This window comes from Prevotella sp. kh1p2 (genome assembly GCF_900111525.1).
In the GTDB taxonomy this organism is placed as follows: Bacteria; Bacteroidota; Bacteroidia; order Bacteroidales; family Bacteroidaceae; genus Prevotella.
In genome coordinates this window covers 19,069-33,310 of the sequence record NZ_FOHY01000011.1, presented here as the reverse complement: position 1 = coordinate 33,310, position 14,242 = coordinate 19,069, and the positions used below count along the sequence as shown (strand labels likewise).

12 protein-coding genes are annotated in these 14,242 nt (G+C 56.5%); 10 read left to right on the top strand and 2 right to left on the bottom strand.

Features of this window, described 5'->3' with window-relative positions; all coding sequences use genetic code 11:
- Nucleotides 1-34 precede the first annotated feature (34 nt).
- From dxs to BMW31_RS07805, 7 genes are all read left to right on the top strand, one after another.
- Nucleotides 35-1,960 (top strand): 1-deoxy-D-xylulose-5-phosphate synthase, encoded by a 1,926-nt coding sequence (dxs, locus tag BMW31_RS07835; protein ID WP_091823639.1) that lies wholly within the window; start codon nt 35-37, stop codon nt 1,958-1,960.
- The gene (gene trkA, locus BMW31_RS07830) at nt 1,957-3,300 is read left to right on the top strand and encodes a Trk system potassium transporter TrkA (RefSeq protein ID WP_091823636.1); all 1,344 of its coding nucleotides are present in this window, start codon (nt 1,957-1,959) and stop codon (nt 3,298-3,300) included. Before dxs ends, trkA begins: the two co-directional genes overlap by 4 nt.
- Nucleotides 3,297-4,754: a TrkH family potassium uptake protein gene (locus BMW31_RS07825; RefSeq protein WP_091823633.1), complete on the top strand. Its 1,458-nt coding sequence runs from the start codon at nt 3,297-3,299 to the stop codon at nt 4,752-4,754. Before trkA ends, BMW31_RS07825 begins: the two co-directional genes overlap by 4 nt.
- A gap of 26 nt (nt 4,755-4,780) precedes the next feature.
- Nucleotides 4,781-5,743, top strand: a complete 963-nt coding sequence (locus tag BMW31_RS07820) for a type I phosphomannose isomerase catalytic subunit (protein WP_091823629.1) — start codon at nt 4,781-4,783, stop codon at nt 5,741-5,743.
- 84 nt (nt 5,744-5,827) lie between these two features.
- Nucleotides 5,828-6,571 carry an ATP-binding cassette domain-containing protein gene (locus BMW31_RS07815; RefSeq protein ID WP_091823627.1) on the top strand — a complete coding sequence of 248 codons (744 nt, stop codon included), beginning with the start codon at nt 5,828-5,830 and terminating at the stop codon, nt 6,569-6,571.
- A complete protein-coding gene (locus BMW31_RS07810) occupies nt 6,564-7,364 on the top strand; it encodes a hypothetical protein (RefSeq protein WP_091823624.1) in 801 nt (266 codons plus the stop codon). The genes BMW31_RS07815 and BMW31_RS07810 overlap by 8 nt, the downstream gene beginning before the upstream one ends.
- A gap of 15 nt (nt 7,365-7,379) precedes the next feature.
- The gene (locus BMW31_RS07805) at nt 7,380-8,201 is read left to right on the top strand and encodes a hypothetical protein (protein ID WP_091823621.1); all 822 of its coding nucleotides are present in this window, start codon (nt 7,380-7,382) and stop codon (nt 8,199-8,201) included.
- A gap of 672 nt (nt 8,202-8,873) precedes the next feature.
- On the opposite strand, the gene BMW31_RS07800 is transcribed toward BMW31_RS07805, so the two are convergent.
- Nucleotides 8,874-9,914 carry a DUF4435 domain-containing protein gene (locus BMW31_RS07800; RefSeq protein ID WP_091823618.1) on the bottom strand — a complete coding sequence of 347 codons (1,041 nt, stop codon included), beginning with the start codon at nt 9,912-9,914 and terminating at the stop codon, nt 8,874-8,876.
- Nucleotides 9,911-10,732 carry an AAA family ATPase gene (locus BMW31_RS07795; protein ID WP_091823615.1) on the bottom strand — a complete coding sequence of 274 codons (822 nt, stop codon included), beginning with the start codon at nt 10,730-10,732 and terminating at the stop codon, nt 9,911-9,913. The genes BMW31_RS07800 and BMW31_RS07795 overlap by 4 nt, the downstream gene beginning before the upstream one ends.
- A gap of 112 nt (nt 10,733-10,844) precedes the next feature.
- Between BMW31_RS07795 and BMW31_RS07790 the strand changes: the two genes are divergently transcribed.
- The 3 genes from BMW31_RS07790 (at nt 10,845) to cysK (ending at nt 14,226) form a co-directional block, all read left to right on the top strand.
- Nucleotides 10,845-11,786 carry a DMT family transporter gene (locus BMW31_RS07790; RefSeq protein WP_091823612.1) on the top strand — a complete coding sequence of 314 codons (942 nt, stop codon included), beginning with the start codon at nt 10,845-10,847 and terminating at the stop codon, nt 11,784-11,786.
- A gap of 192 nt (nt 11,787-11,978) precedes the next feature.
- Nucleotides 11,979-13,271: an O-acetylhomoserine aminocarboxypropyltransferase/cysteine synthase family protein gene (locus BMW31_RS07785; protein ID WP_091823882.1), complete on the top strand. Its 1,293-nt coding sequence runs from the start codon at nt 11,979-11,981 to the stop codon at nt 13,269-13,271.
- 7 nt (nt 13,272-13,278) lie between these two features.
- Entirely contained in the window at nt 13,279-14,226 is a 948-nt protein-coding gene (cysK, locus tag BMW31_RS07780; protein WP_091823610.1) for a cysteine synthase A, read from the top strand.
- Nucleotides 14,227-14,242: the final 16 nt, after the last annotated feature.

Sequence of the window (14,242 nt, the reverse complement as noted above, 5' to 3'; positions counted from 1 at the left end):
CGTACCTTTGCAAGGTTATTCATTCCTATTCATCGTGGATAAAGAAAAAACAGAACTGCTAAGTCAAATAAGTTATCCGCAGGACTTGCGCAAGCTGAGCATTGACCAGCTGCCGCAGCTGTGCGAGGAGCTAAGACAACGGATAATAAACGAGGTTTCCGTCAATCCCGGACATTTCGCTTCGAGCCTCGGAGTGGTGGAAATCACGGTCGCCCTGCATTATGTCTACAACACGCCCGACGACCGGCTGGTGTGGGATGTGGGCCATCAGGCCTACGGACACAAGATGCTCACCGGCCGCCGCGAGTGCTTCTGCACCAACCGCAAGCTGCACGGCATCCGCCCCTTCCCCACTCCGCTGGAGAGCGAATACGACACCTTTACCTGCGGGCACGCGTCGAACTCCATCTCGGCCGCACTGGGCATGGCCGTTGCCGCCAAGAAGACGGGCAACGGCGGCAGGCATGTGGTGGCCGTGATAGGCGACGGCGCCATGAGCGGCGGACTGGCTTTTGAGGGGCTGAACAACGTATCTTCTACGCCCAACGACCTGCTCATCATCCTCAACGACAACGACATGAGCATTGACCGGGCCGTGGGCGGCATGGAACAGTACCTGCTCAACCTCGATACCAACGAGACTTACAACCGCCTGCGCTTCAGGGCGTCGCAGTGGCTGCATGCCAAGGGCTATCTGAACGACGACCGCCGCAAGGGCATCATCAGGCTCAACAATGCCATCAAGTCGGCCATCAGCCACCAGCAGAACATCTTCGAGGGCATGAACATACGCTACTTCGGACCGTTCGACGGGCACGACGTGAAGGAGATTGTGCGCAAGCTGCGCCAGCTCAAGGACATGAGAGGCCCCAAGCTGCTGCACCTGCACACCGTAAAAGGCAAGGGTTACGAGCCTGCGGAGAAAGCTGCCACCATCTGGCATGCACCGGGCAAGTTCGACCCTGCTACGGGCGAGCGCATCGTAAGCGATGCTGCTGACGAGCCGGCGAAGTTTCAGGACGTGTTCGGCCATACGCTCCTGGAGCTGGCGGAGCGTAATCCGCGCATCGTGGGCGTTACCCCCGCCATGCCCACAGGCTGCTCCATGAACATCATGATGAAGGCTATGCCCGACCGTACGTTCGACGTCGGCATTGCCGAAGGCCACGCCGTGACCTTCTCGGGCGGCATGGCAAAGGACGGACTGCAGCCCTTCTGCAACATCTACAGCTCGTTCGCACAGCGTGCCTACGACAATATCATCCACGACGTGGCCATACTCAACCTGCCCGTAGTGTTCTGTCTGGACCGCGCGGGGCTTGTGGGAGAGGACGGACCTACGCACCACGGCGCTTTCGACATGGCTGCCCTGCGGCCCATTCCCAACCTGACCATCGCCTCGCCCATGAACGAGCACGAGCTTCGCCGCCTCATGTACACGGCCCAACTGCCCAATAAGGGAGCCTTCGTGATACGCTATCCGCGCGGCCGGGGCGTGCTCAAGGACTGGCGCTGCCCGCTGGAGGCCGTCGAAGTGGGCACCGGACGGCTGCTGCACGAGGGGCATGATGTGGCCGTGCTGACCATCGGTCCCGTGGGAAACGACGTGGAACAGGCCATCCGGGAGATAGAAGCCGAGAACCCGGACGTATCCGTTGCCCATTACGACATGCGTTTCCTCAAGCCGCTCGACGGGCAGATACTGCGCCAGGTGGGCGAGAACTTCGACCGCATCGTTACGGTAGAAGACGGCGTGCGCACGGGAGGGTTCGGCTCGGCCGTGCTGGAATGGATGGCCGACCACGGCTACCGGCCGCGTATGGTGAGGATAGGACTGCCCGATAAGTTCGTAGAACACGGCACCGTAGACGAGCTTCGGCAGATTTGCCACACCGACCCGGGCTCCATCAAGCAAACCATCGCCGCACACATATTACAAAAAACATCTGCTCAAAAATGAAAATCATCATCACCGGCGCTTATGCCATAGGTACTCATCTGGCCCGACTGCTGTCGCGTAACAATGAGGACATCACCCTGATAGACGAGGACGAAGAGCGGCTCGCCAAGATAGGAAGCGACTACGACCTGCTCACCATGCAGGCTTCTCCGGACAGTGTGAAGGCTCTGCGCGAGGCAGGAGCGGCCAGCACCGACCTCTTCATCGCCGTAACTCCCAACCAGAGCCTCAACATCAACTGCTGTATCCTGGCCAAGAAGCTGGGCGCCAAGAAGACCGTTGCCAAGATAGACGAGGCCGAATACATAGAACCGGAGATACAGGAGTTCTTCAACGAGCTCGGCGTGAGCTCACTTATTTACCCCGAAGTGCTGGCAGCCAAGGATATCAACAACGGCCTGAAGATGTCGTGGGTGCGGCAACGCTGGGACGTGCACGACAGCTCGCTGGTGATGCTCGGCATCAAGCTGCGCGAGTCGTGCGAGGTTCTGAACGAGCCGCTCAAGAACCTCTGCGGCCCGCAAGACCCCTACCACGTGGTTGCCATCAAGCGGGGAGGCGAGACCATCATCCCCGGCGGCAACGACGAACTGAAGCTCTACGACCTCGCCTACTTCATGACAACCCGCCAATACATACCCTACATTCGCAAGATAGTGGGCAAGGAACACTATGTGGACGTAAAGAACGTAATGGTGATGGGCGGCGGCAACACGGCTGTGAGGGCAGTGAAAACGATGCCGGAGTACATGAGCGTGAAAATCATTGAGCAGGACGAGCAACGCTGCGAGGAGCTGAACATGCTGCTGCAGGATGACAGGGCGCTCGTTATTCATGGCGACGGGCGCGACATTCCGCTGCTCATTGAGGAGGGAATCAAGAACACGCAGGCCTTTGTGGCACTCACCGACAATGCCGAAACCAACATTCTGGCCTGCCTTACGGCCAAACGGCTGGGCGTGAGGAAGACCGTTGCCATGGTAGAAAACATCGACTACGTGTCCATGGCGGAAAGTCTGGACATCGGAACGATTATCAACAAGAAGGCCATTGCGGCCAGCCACATCTACCAGATGATGCTCGATGCCGACGTGATGAACGTGAGATTCCTCATGACAGCTAATGCCGACGTGGCCGAATTCATACCTAAAGAGGGCTCGAAAGTAACCCGCAAGCCCGTTAAAGACCTCGGATTGCCGGCCGGAATGACCATAGGAGGACTGGTGCGCAACAGCGAGGGCATGCTCGTTTCGGGCAACACGCAAATCCAAGCGGGCGACTCGGTCATGGTGTTCTGCCACAATTTGAACATGAAAAAAATAGAGAAGCTCTTTATATGATTAATCTCAAGATTGTTTATAAAATCTTAGGTTCCCTGCTCTTCATAGAGGCGGTACTGCTGATGGCATGCCTCGGCATGGCGCTTCATTACGGTGAGGACGACGTACCGGCATTTCTGATATCCACCGTCGTTACCTTATTCTTCGGTTTCTTTCTGCGTTTTCTCGGTCATAACGCAGAGAACACGCTCTCACGGCGCGACGCCTACCTCGTTGTAACACTGTCGTGGATCGTCTTCAGCCTCTTTGGAACGATGCCGTTCCTCATCGGCGGCTATCTTACCAGCTTCACCGACGCCTACTTCGAGACCATGTCGGGCTTCACGACTACCGGCGCCACCATCATCGACAACGTGGAGGCGCTGCCTCATGGCATCCTTTTCTGGCGCTCGCTCACGCAGTGGATAGGCGGACTGGGCATCGTTTTCTTCACCATAGCGTTGCTGCCGTCGATGGTGGGAGGCTCTACCAAGGTGTTTGCTGCAGAGGCCACAGGGCCCATACAGACCAAGCTGCATCCCCGCCTGTCAACTAATGCCAAGTGGATTTGGGCAGTTTACCTCGTTCTCTCCATCGCCTGCCTGGCCAGTTACATGCTCTTTGGCATGGATTGGTTCGAAGCAGTGAACTTCGCCATGAGCACCACGGCCACCGGAGGGTTCTCCATCTACAACAACAGCACCGAACACTTCCGCTCGGCAGGCATGGATTATGTCACCACATTCTTCTGTTTTGCTTCCGGAACCAACTTTACGCTGCTCTATTTCTCCGTGGCCAAGCTCAAGTTCAAGGAGCTGCTGCGCAACTCGGAGTTCCGTTTATACCTGCTGATTACGCTCTCCTGCACGCTGTTCATCATGCTTGAGCTCATTGCCCGCAATCATTACGACCTCGAGCACGCCTTCCGCAGCAGCATCTTCCAGGTAGTTTCGTTCCTCACCACAACCGGGCTGTTCAACGACAACGCCGCTCTGTGGCCGCATGTTACGTGGGTGGTGCTGGCGTTCTGCATGTTCATGGGGGCCTGCTCGGGCTCAACGAGCGGCGCCTTCAAATGTGTGAGGGGCGTGATGCTGCTCAAAATCATCAAGAACGAGTTCCGGCAGATACTCCACCCCAATGCAGTACTGCCGCTGAAGGTTGACGGCATGAACATTCCCAACCAGCAGCGGGTCACGCTGGTGGCCTTTCTGGCCACCTATCTCATCCTCTGCGTCATCGTCTCCTTTACCATGATAGCCACCGGAGTAGACAACACGAACGCCATCACCATCACCCTCAGCAGTCTTGGTAACGTGGGGCCGACGCTTGGAATAGAAATAGGACCGACCATGTCGTGGAGCGAACTGTCCGATGTTGCTACCTGGATGTGCTCGCTGATGATGCTCATGGGGCGTCTGGAGATTTTCACCGTGCTGGTTATCTTTACCCCGGCATTCTGGAAAGACAACTGATTAAAACCGTAAATACATATAAAGAAATGAAACCTTTAAAGTTTAAAGCTCTGCTCAAGCAGACCCTCTGGGGTGGCGACAAGATCATCCCGTTCAAGCATCTCAATGAGTCAATGGAGAACGTAGGCGAAAGCTGGGAGATTTCCGGCGTCAAGGATAGCGAGACCATCGTAGCCGACGGCGAGTTCGCAGGCCGCAGTCTCAACGCTGTTGTGGAGGAGCTGCAGGCCAGCCTCGTAGGTGAGGACAACTACAAGCGCTTTGGCAACGAGTTCCCTCTGCTCATCAAGTTCATCGATGCGCGGCAAGATCTCTCCATACAGGTGCACCCCACCGACGAGATTGCCCGCAAGCAGGGCAAGGAACGCGGCAAAACAGAGATGTGGTACATCATGGATTCGGCCCCTGATGCCAAGCTCTACAGCGGACTGAAGATGCAGCTAACGCCCCAGAAGTACAAGGAGATGGTTGAAAACGACACCATCTGCGACGCCCTGGCGCAGTATCCGGTCAAGGAGGGCGACGTGTTCTTCCTGCCCGCCGGCCGCATTCACGCCATCGGAACGGGCTGCTTCCTGGCCGAGATACAGCAAACCAGCGACGTTACCTACCGCATCTACGACTTCAAGCGCAAGGACAAGGACGGCAACTACCGCCAACTGCACACCAAGGAGGCCGCAGAGTGCATCAACTATAATGTAGAGCAAGACTACCGCACCGAGTATGTGCCCACCAAGAACCAGGGCGTTGCCTTGGTAAGCTGCCCCTACTTCAACACCGCCGTGTACGACTTGGACGAGCCGATGACGCTCGATTACAGCGAACTCGACAGCTTCGTCATCCTCATAGGCATGAAAGGAAGCGGCACCCTGACCGACAACGAGGGCAACACCCTGACCCTGCAGGCCGGCGAGTCGATACTGGTGCCGGCCACCACGCAAACGCTGAAGATAGAGGGAACCATCAAGTTCCTCGAAACCTACGTATAAGCAGCCAACGTGCTCCCGCCCTGCAGCGGGAGCATGGGCCGCCTGCGGCCGTCCCGCAGATTACCTACAACAAACCCGATACCCATGAACCAACCCGACACCACGCCCCTGTTAGAGGCCCGCAACCTCGGTTTCACTTACCCGAGGTCGCGCCACAAGGTCTTTGCCGACTTCAACCTAAAGCTCTCTCCTGGCCACATCTACGGCCTCTTGGGCGCCAACGGCACCGGCAAGTCTACCCTCCTGTATCTGCTCTCGGGCCTGCTTACGCCCCAGAAGGGCTGCGTAAGCTACGGCGGAACCGACGTCAGGCGCCGCCTGCCGGCTACTCTGGCCGACATTTTCATCGTTCCCGACGAGTTCGAGCTGCCCTCCGTCACGCTGCAACAGTACGTGCGGTCCAACAGCAAGTTCTATCCGCGCTTCAGCCAGGCCGACATGGAGGCCTACCTCCAGGTGTTCGGCATGACGGCCAACGAGAAACTGAACGCGCTCTCATTAGGTCAGCGCAAGAAGATATTCATGAGTTTCGCCATGGCTACGCACACCCGGGTGCTGCTGATGGACGAACCAACCAACGGACTCGACATTCCCGGCAAGGCTCAATTCCGCACTTTCCTCACCCGCGGACGCTCGGCAGAGAGCATCTTCGTGGTCTCCACCCATCAGGTTAAGGACATTGAGACCGTGCTGGACCATGTTATGGTGATTGACCAAACGGGCATCATAGCCGATGCCGACATGGCCGACATCTGCCCCAGCGGGCACATTGACCTCGAACAGTTCTACAACCAGACCCTTAAAACACAGGAGGACCGCCATGAGTAACCACCCATTTTTCAGCTTCCGGCGCTTTGCGGCCTACTTCAGCAAGCGCTTCATCGAGCAGTGGCGCACCAACGCCATCCGCTGCCTGCTGCTGTTTGCCGGCCTGCTCATTGTCATGATACTGATAGCTGTAACCACCTATCCCGACCTGTACTTGGAAAACGGAACCGTGTACGATGAAAGCGACCGTACGGAAGACCCCATACATATGACAGAATATGGAGTTTTCCTGCTCTCGCTCTTTGCCGTCGGCATTCTCATGGCATCGCAGTTGCTGCACGACGGGCGCCGTAAGCCCGCCCGCATTGCCATGCTCACTACGCCCGTTTCGCCCTTTGAGAACTGGCTCACGCGGTGGCTCATGCACATGCCCTTGCCCCTCGTGGCCTTTCTGGTTTGCTTTCATGCGGCCGATGCCATACGTGTAGCCGTCTTCGCCCCCATCTATCCGGAGCTGGGCATCAGCCTTTTCTGGCTCGGATCCGATGCGCTTACGGGAACCACGATTCCCTATATCGCGCTTGCCTACGCTTGTTGCACCACGTTCTACTTAGTTGGCGGCACCTTCTTCCCACGCCGCGCCGTGCTCGCAACATCCGTTGTAGCGCTCTTTGCGGGGCTTTACTTCGCACTCATCTTGATGACTTTCAGCTTCGATACAGTCAAGTCGCCATACAATGACTACTCTCCGCAGCTGGTGTTCATCCAAGTTTATCTATGGGCCACGGTGCTGCTGGGCTGGTGGCTGTCGTACCGGCGCTTCCGGGAACTGGAGGTCATAGACCGCATATAATAGGAGGAACACCGCATGAAGAAGACAACCATCATCGCACTCATCGTGCTCATCATCACGCCTTTTGTGCTCCTGCTCTCCAACAGCATGCGCACCAGGAAGCAAAGTAACGTTATCAACCTCACTTCCCGCCACCTGCAGCACCTGCAACCCGTAACAGATGTGGTGTTCAACAACGACAGCGCGTTGCTCGACAGTGCCGGTCTCCGTCTCGAGCTCGTTGTGTCAACACGCAGCGACAGCACTCTCTGCCGCGTCTCCTACCCCAAAGAGATGGTGCAAGTTACGCAGAAAGGCGGCCGGCTCACCATCGGTCTCTCGCCTGCAGGCCGCAAACTGCTACGCGAGGGGCATCGGTTCCTGGCCAATGCCGACCTCACCAAGATTGACCCTGATACCATCCTTAGCAACGATACGCTGCGAATATACCTGCAGGCCGACGCCCGCCTGCGCAGCGTAACGGGCAACACGGGCAACTGCATCAGGTTTAACACCGCCCGATTGCCGCAAATCAAGGTCAGTACAAGTTCCCCGCTGGAGTTCTGCTGCGGCTCGTCCATCGGTCGGCTCACTACCATTGGCTACCCCGATGTCGCCTTATTCGACTCGCGAGTGGAACAAATGGAGATGCACCTCCATACAGACGATGGTTACAGCACAACACCCTTACACGGCCAGCAATTCCACATTGGCACGCTCACGGTGAGCGGCAAGGGTGCCGTGGAAATCTATCAGCAGCAGAACATCGACCACATCATCGCCAATCCAAACGATACATCCGGCATTGGCCTCAACCTCCGGTTCCCCGACATCTACCATCGCTATCAATTGAAATAAAGCTGCAACGCCGCTACAGCCACCTCCCGAGGGGTTAAAACACCCCCGACGGAGGTGCTGAAAGCATGCTTCACGAACTTCCGACACTTGTCGCACGATCGTGTGACACTTGTCGAATAATCGTGCGACATGTGTCGAAAGTTCCTGCTTCTATCTTTCATGCCCTCCGTTGCAGGTAAAAAATTACTCTGTTACTCTGTCTTTCAACCACAGGGAATAAGCAGCAGGAAACGTGAAGCAATGGTTCCTCCCCTTAGAAAGGGGAGGTTAGGAGGGGATGATTTCCCTTGCAGCTTTGCTATTTGTTGCTATCATGTCATCCCCTCCTCCGCCTCCCCTTTCCAAGGAGAGGTTACCAGTTTGACTTCTTGCAAACTCTTTACTAATACGTAGCTGTTTTTAGCAAATGTGCAGCAGCGGTTCCTCCCCTTAGAAAGGGGAGGTTAGGAGGGGATGATTTCCCTTGCAGCTTTGCTATTTGTTGCTATCAGGTCATCCCCTCCTCCGCCTCTCCTTTCCAAGGGGAGGTTACCGGTTTGTCTTCTTGCTAATTGTTGCTGGTTTATTCCTGCTAACCGGCAAGCCCGTTGCAGGTAAAAAAATACTCTGTTACTCTGTCTTTAAACCATAAGGAATAAGCAACAGGAAAGGAGGAGCTTGTTAGCGGCTTGCCTAGTGGTAATCAGCTGGCTGTAAGGTGCTGGCCGCAGGCTGCGCCAACTTGTCCAAGAAGTCGCGTACGTCGGCCTGAATGTGGCGGAAAGCATCGGAGAACTGGTAGGCTGTATTCTTCTTCAGAACCGACGTTATGTCGTCTATGCTGTGCGAATAGCTCGAGAGTTCGTTGCGCCGTTGGGTGCTGTGCAAGCTCTGCTGACTTATCTCCGTTTGCCGTTCGCGCACCAGCTGGTCGCACACTTTATCGAGCATGGGCAGCACAACCTTATCGAACAGGTGGTGGCCCTGTATATATAAATAGGTGTTATCGGCCGTTACGCCAAGCTGCCTGAGCTGTTCCTTGGTCTGCTGGTAGCTTTCGCGCGCGTTTGGATTGAGGCGTTTGAGCTGTTCGACCTTAACACCTACCTTGCGGCGGAGGCGTGCCAGCAGCTCCGGTGCATGCCGCAGGCTGAAGTTACCGAGCTCAACCACCCGGCTGAAATCGGTTATCGTAAAGTCTTTATACTTGGGTGTGCGGTAGTACCAGATGTTCCAGACGAAGAGAGGGAACACCGCCTGCGAGTACTGACGCAAGAACTCGGCCATGTCAAAGATGTCATGGTCGTTGAGGGTAACGGCCACGCAGACGTCGTGAAGCGACGGTGCGTAGCACTGCAGGTTCTCTATGGCGTAGGCGTAGGTGTGGAACACGTAGGGATTATGGGTTACCAGCTGCGACGTTTGGGTGGCTCCCTGTATCAGATAGTCGTAGTCGGCATCCACGCAGGCTATGAGGTTCTCGCCCATCTTGCCCGAGAGCAGGTTCATGAGCACTGCTTTCTTGCCGCGTTCCAGATGGGGCGAGCGCGTGGGGAGCATGACCTGGAAGTACAGCTTGTCGGTTTCAAGCGGGCTGAGCACCGTCCGCCAGAAGAACACATCGTCGTAGCTTTCCACATAAGCCGTAATCTTGCGGCGCGCGTTCTTGGAGTTCAGGCGGTTGGCCGCCTCGAGGTAACGTGACGAGAGGTTCTCTTTCAGTCGTCTGCTCATGGCTGGTCGGTTATGTCGGAGACTTCGGTCACCTTGTCCATCCAGCCGTTCATGATGACTGCCGGGCTGTGGGTGGTGAGTATAATCTGCACGTTGGGGTTGAGTTTGAGTATGAGGTCGATGAGTTGTTGCTGCCATTCCACGTGCAGACTCACCTCGGGCTCGTCCATGAAGAGCACGTAGTTGCCGTTGTCTTCAACGAGAACGGTGAGCAGAATGGCCAGTATCTGCTTCTCGCCGCTGGAGAGCTGGTAGGGTACCAGTGTCTCCCCAATCTGCGAAAAGCGGATTTCGTTCTCGGTGCGGATAATCTTCTTGCCCGTGTCGGCAAAGAGATTGTCTATCATATCCTGAAATATCTTCTTCGGTTCCGATACCTGCTGGGCCTTTTCAGCTGCATCGGCGCCGCCCGACTGGAGCACTTCGATGATGCGGTTGCCGATGTTCACCTGGTAGTCCAGATACTTGCGCTGCAGCTGGAAGAGCTGCCAGTCGAGCTCGGTAACGAGGCTCAAGTCCATTTTCGTTATGGCTTCGGCGTTCATGAGCGGGCGGTCGAAGGAGCGGATGATGTCGTATTTAATCCATTTAGCATCCGACGGAACCACCTTCAGGCGCACTCCCTTGAGCATGTGGCTGGGGAATTCGCCTCCTGCCGACAAGCCTTTGACCACCTTGTTCAGGATAGTGCTCTTGCCGACTCCGTTCACTCCGCTCAATATATTTACCTTGCGGTCAAGGTTCCACACAACATGTTTCACCCCGCTCCACAGCGAGTCGATTTCTATTTGTTCGATATAATCCGCATATTTCTGCATAACAGTAGGTCTGAGTTATATCGCAAAAATAGCAAAAAACTTTCATCTCCGCCCTCTCCTGTCTCATCTTTTTCGTAACTTTGCCGTTGTTTTAACTTATATAAGGTAAAAAATGGATAACAAGAGACCGCTGCAGGCACACTTGAGTCTGCTGGCCGCACAGGTTTGTTGGGGCTTGATGTCGCCCATAGGCAAGGATGCAATGAGCCGCGGACTATCAGGATTGGACATGGTAACGTTCCGCGTGGCCGGCGCTGCCATCCTTTTCTGGCTCTCCTCGCTTGTGGCAAAGGGCGAGCACGTGCCCACCAAGGATGTTCTCAAGCTGGGTGCGGCCGCCCTCTTCGGCGTTACGCTCAACCAGTGCATGTTCACCATCGGCCTGAGTTTTACCTCCCCGATTAATGCCAGCATAGCTACCACCTCCATGCCCATATTCGCCATGCTGCTCTCTTTCCTCATTCTGCGCGAGCCCCTCTCGCTGCTGAAGGTGAGCGGAGTGGCCATCGGCTGCAGCGGAGCCGTCATCCTGATACTTACCAGCATATCGGCAGGCAGCTCGAAGGTGGGCGACATCCGGGGCGACCTGCTCTGCATGGCGGCCCAACTGTCGTTTGCACTCTACCTGTCGCTGTTCAGCAAGTTCGTAAAACGGTACTCCGCCATCACCGTTAACAAGTGGATGTTCACCTGGGCCACGCTCTACGTGCTGCCGTTCTCGTCGGGTAACCTTGCCGGTATCAGCTGGCAGGCCATTCCCTTCAGCGTATGGATGGAGACGGTGTACGTTGTTGTGATGGGTACTTTTGTGAGTTACCTGCTCATGATGTTTGCCCAGCAGACGCTGCGGCCCACCGTCGTGAGCATTTACAATTACGTGCAGCCCATCGTGGCCGTAACAGCAAGCGTGCTGACGGGGCTCGGCGTGTTCAAGCCTGCACAGGGGCTGGCCATCATCCTGGTGTTCAGCGGCGTGTGGATGGTTACGAAATCGAAGAGCCGCAGGGATGTGGAACAATCTGCCTCGGGTGCTGCAGAAAAGCCGCAGCACTGATGCCGAAACGCCGAAAAAAACCTCCGCCGGCGGCATATACCACAATCATGGTATGCGAAATGGCACAATCGTGCTATTCCACGTCCGTATTTTTAGCCTTACCTTTGCAGTGTGAAATATCAATAAATGTATGAACGCCGCCTGCCGACCTCTCATCAGGGCCCCCGGCAGGCCAAAAACAAAGGTAAAATTATGAGTAACAAGAAACTTCACTTCGAGACATTACAGGTTCATGTAGGACAAGAGCAGGCCGACCCGGCCACCGATTCGCGCGCCGTGCCCATCTACCAGACCACTTCCTACGTGTTCCACAACTCCCGGCATGCGGCCGACCGCTTTGCCCTGAAGGACGCCGGAAACGTTTACGGACGGCTTACCAACAGCACGCAGGGCATTTTCGAGGAGCGCGTATCGGCTCTCGAAGGGGGCGTAGGCGGACTGGCGCTGGCCTCGGGTGCCGCTGCCGTGACCTACGCCATTACCAACATAGCCTTTGCCGGCGACCATGTGGTGGCCAGCAAGAGCATATACGGAGGCACGTACAACCTGCTGCTGCACACGCTGAGCCGCTATGGCATCAGCTCGACCTTCGTTAATCCCGACGATTACGACGAGCTGGAAGCCGCCATCAGGCCCAACACAAAGCTGGTGTACATAGAGACTTTGGGCAATCCTAACTCCAACATATCCGACATTGAGCGCACTGCAGCGATTGCTCACCGCCATGGAATACCCTTGGTGATTGACAACACCTTCGGCACTCCTTACCTCATACGGCCCATAGAGCACGGAGCCGACGTAGTGGTGCACTCTGCCACCAAGTTCATTGGTGGCCACGGAAGCACGCTGGGCGGCGTTATTGTTGACGGGGGAACCTTCGACTGGGCCCGGAACGACAAGTTCCCGGGCTTTACGGAGCCCGACCCATCGTACCACGGGCTCAAGTTCGGCGACCTGCCTGCTCCCTTCGTGACCCGTATCCGCACGCTGTTGCTGCGCGACGAGGGCGCCACCATCTCCCCCTTCAACGCCTGGATACTGCTGCAGGGGCTCGAAACGCTCTCGCTGCGCGTGGAACGCCAGGTCTTTAACACGCTCAAGGTACTGGACTACCTGCAGCAACAGCCGCAGGTGAAGAAAATCAACCACCCCGCCCTACCGGGCCATCCGAACCACAATCTCTATGAGCGGTACTTCCCCAACGGGGCCGGCAGCATCTTCACTTTCGAGATTGACGGCAGCCAGCAGAAGGCTTTTGACTTCATAGACCATCTCAGCATCTTCTCTCTGTTGGCCAATGTGGCCGACGTGAAGTCGCTCGTCATCCACCCGCTCTCCACAACCCACTCCGAACTCAGCCCCCTGGAGGCAGCCGATCAGGGCATTACGCCCAGCACCATCAGGCTGAGCATAGGCACGGAACATTACGAAGACATCATTAACGACCTGGATCAGGCTTTTGAAGCAGTGAAAGGCGAAAAGTAAAAGCAATATGACAAAGATAGCAAAACAGATTACCGACCTCATCGGCCATACGCCGCTGGTCGAAATAGGCAGATTTTCGGCTGCCCAGGGGCTCAAGACCCCGCTCATCGCCAAGGTTGAATCATTCAATCCCGGCGGCAGTGTAAAAGACAGGATAGGCCTGGCCATGATAGAGGATGCCGAGCAGAAAGGCCTCCTCAAGCCCGGAGCAACCATCATAGAGCCCACCAGCGGCAACACCGGTGTGGGCCTGGCGCTGGCTGCGGCGGTAAAAGGCTACAAGCTGATACTCACCATGCCCGAGACCATGAGCGTGGAGCGCCGCAGCTTAGTCAAGGCTTACGGCGCCCAGGTAAAGCTCACCAGCGGCAAGGACGGCATGCCCGGAGCCATCAGGGTGGCCGAGGAGCTGCGCGACAGCATTCCCGGAGCGGTGATACTGGGCCAGTTCGTGAACCCCGCCAACCCGCAGAAGCACTACGACACCACGGGAGTGGAGATTTGGGACGACACCGACGGGCAGGTAGACATCTTCGTGGCAGGCGTTGGAACGGGCGGAACAGTGAGCGGCATAGGCAAAAGACTGAAGGAAAAGAACCCCAACGTGCAGATTGTGGCCGTAGAACCCAAGAGCTCGGCCGTGCTGAACAACCAGCCCGCAGGCCCCCACAAGATACAGGGAATAGGTGCAGGCTTCGTGCCCCAGACCTACAACGCCGGCGTAATAGACGAGGTGTTCGACGTTGAGAACGACGATGCAATCCGCACGGGGCGCGAACTCGCACGGCTCGACGGCCTGCTCGTAGGCATCTCATCGGGTGCAGCAGCCTACGCCGCAGCGCAGATTGCCAAGCGTCCGGGCAACGAAGAGAAGAAGATAGTGGTGCTTCTGCCCGACACGGGCGAACGCTATCTGAGCACTGTTCTTTACGCTTTCGAGGACTATCCGCTCTAAGCAGCCGGCCAGCCCG

Bases quoted from the DNA above. Each gene is read 5' to 3' on its own strand.
- trkA (WP_091823636.1), top strand. From the start codon at position 1,957: ATGAAAATCATCATCACCGGCGCTTATGCCATAGGTACTCATCTGGCC.
- BMW31_RS07825 (WP_091823633.1), top strand. From the start codon at position 3,297: ATGATTAATCTCAAGATTGTTTATAAAATCTTAGGTTCCCTGCTCTTC.
- BMW31_RS07820 (WP_091823629.1), top strand. From the start codon at position 4,781: ATGAAACCTTTAAAGTTTAAAGCTCTGCTCAAGCAGACCCTCTGGGGT.
- BMW31_RS07815 (WP_091823627.1), top strand. From the start codon at position 5,828: ATGAACCAACCCGACACCACGCCCCTGTTAGAGGCCCGCAACCTCGGT.
- BMW31_RS07810 (WP_091823624.1), top strand. From the start codon at position 6,564: ATGAGTAACCACCCATTTTTCAGCTTCCGGCGCTTTGCGGCCTACTTC.
- BMW31_RS07805 (WP_091823621.1), top strand. From the start codon at position 7,380: ATGAAGAAGACAACCATCATCGCACTCATCGTGCTCATCATCACGCCT.
- BMW31_RS07800 (WP_091823618.1), bottom strand. From the start codon at position 9,914: ATGAGCAGACGACTGAAAGAGAACCTCTCGTCACGTTACCTCGAGGCG.
- BMW31_RS07795 (WP_091823615.1), bottom strand. From the start codon at position 10,732: ATGCAGAAATATGCGGATTATATCGAACAAATAGAAATCGACTCGCTG.
- BMW31_RS07790 (WP_091823612.1), top strand. From the start codon at position 10,845: ATGGATAACAAGAGACCGCTGCAGGCACACTTGAGTCTGCTGGCCGCA.
- BMW31_RS07785 (WP_091823882.1), top strand. From the start codon at position 11,979: ATGAGTAACAAGAAACTTCACTTCGAGACATTACAGGTTCATGTAGGA.
- cysK (WP_091823610.1), top strand. From the start codon at position 13,279: ATGACAAAGATAGCAAAACAGATTACCGACCTCATCGGCCATACGCCG.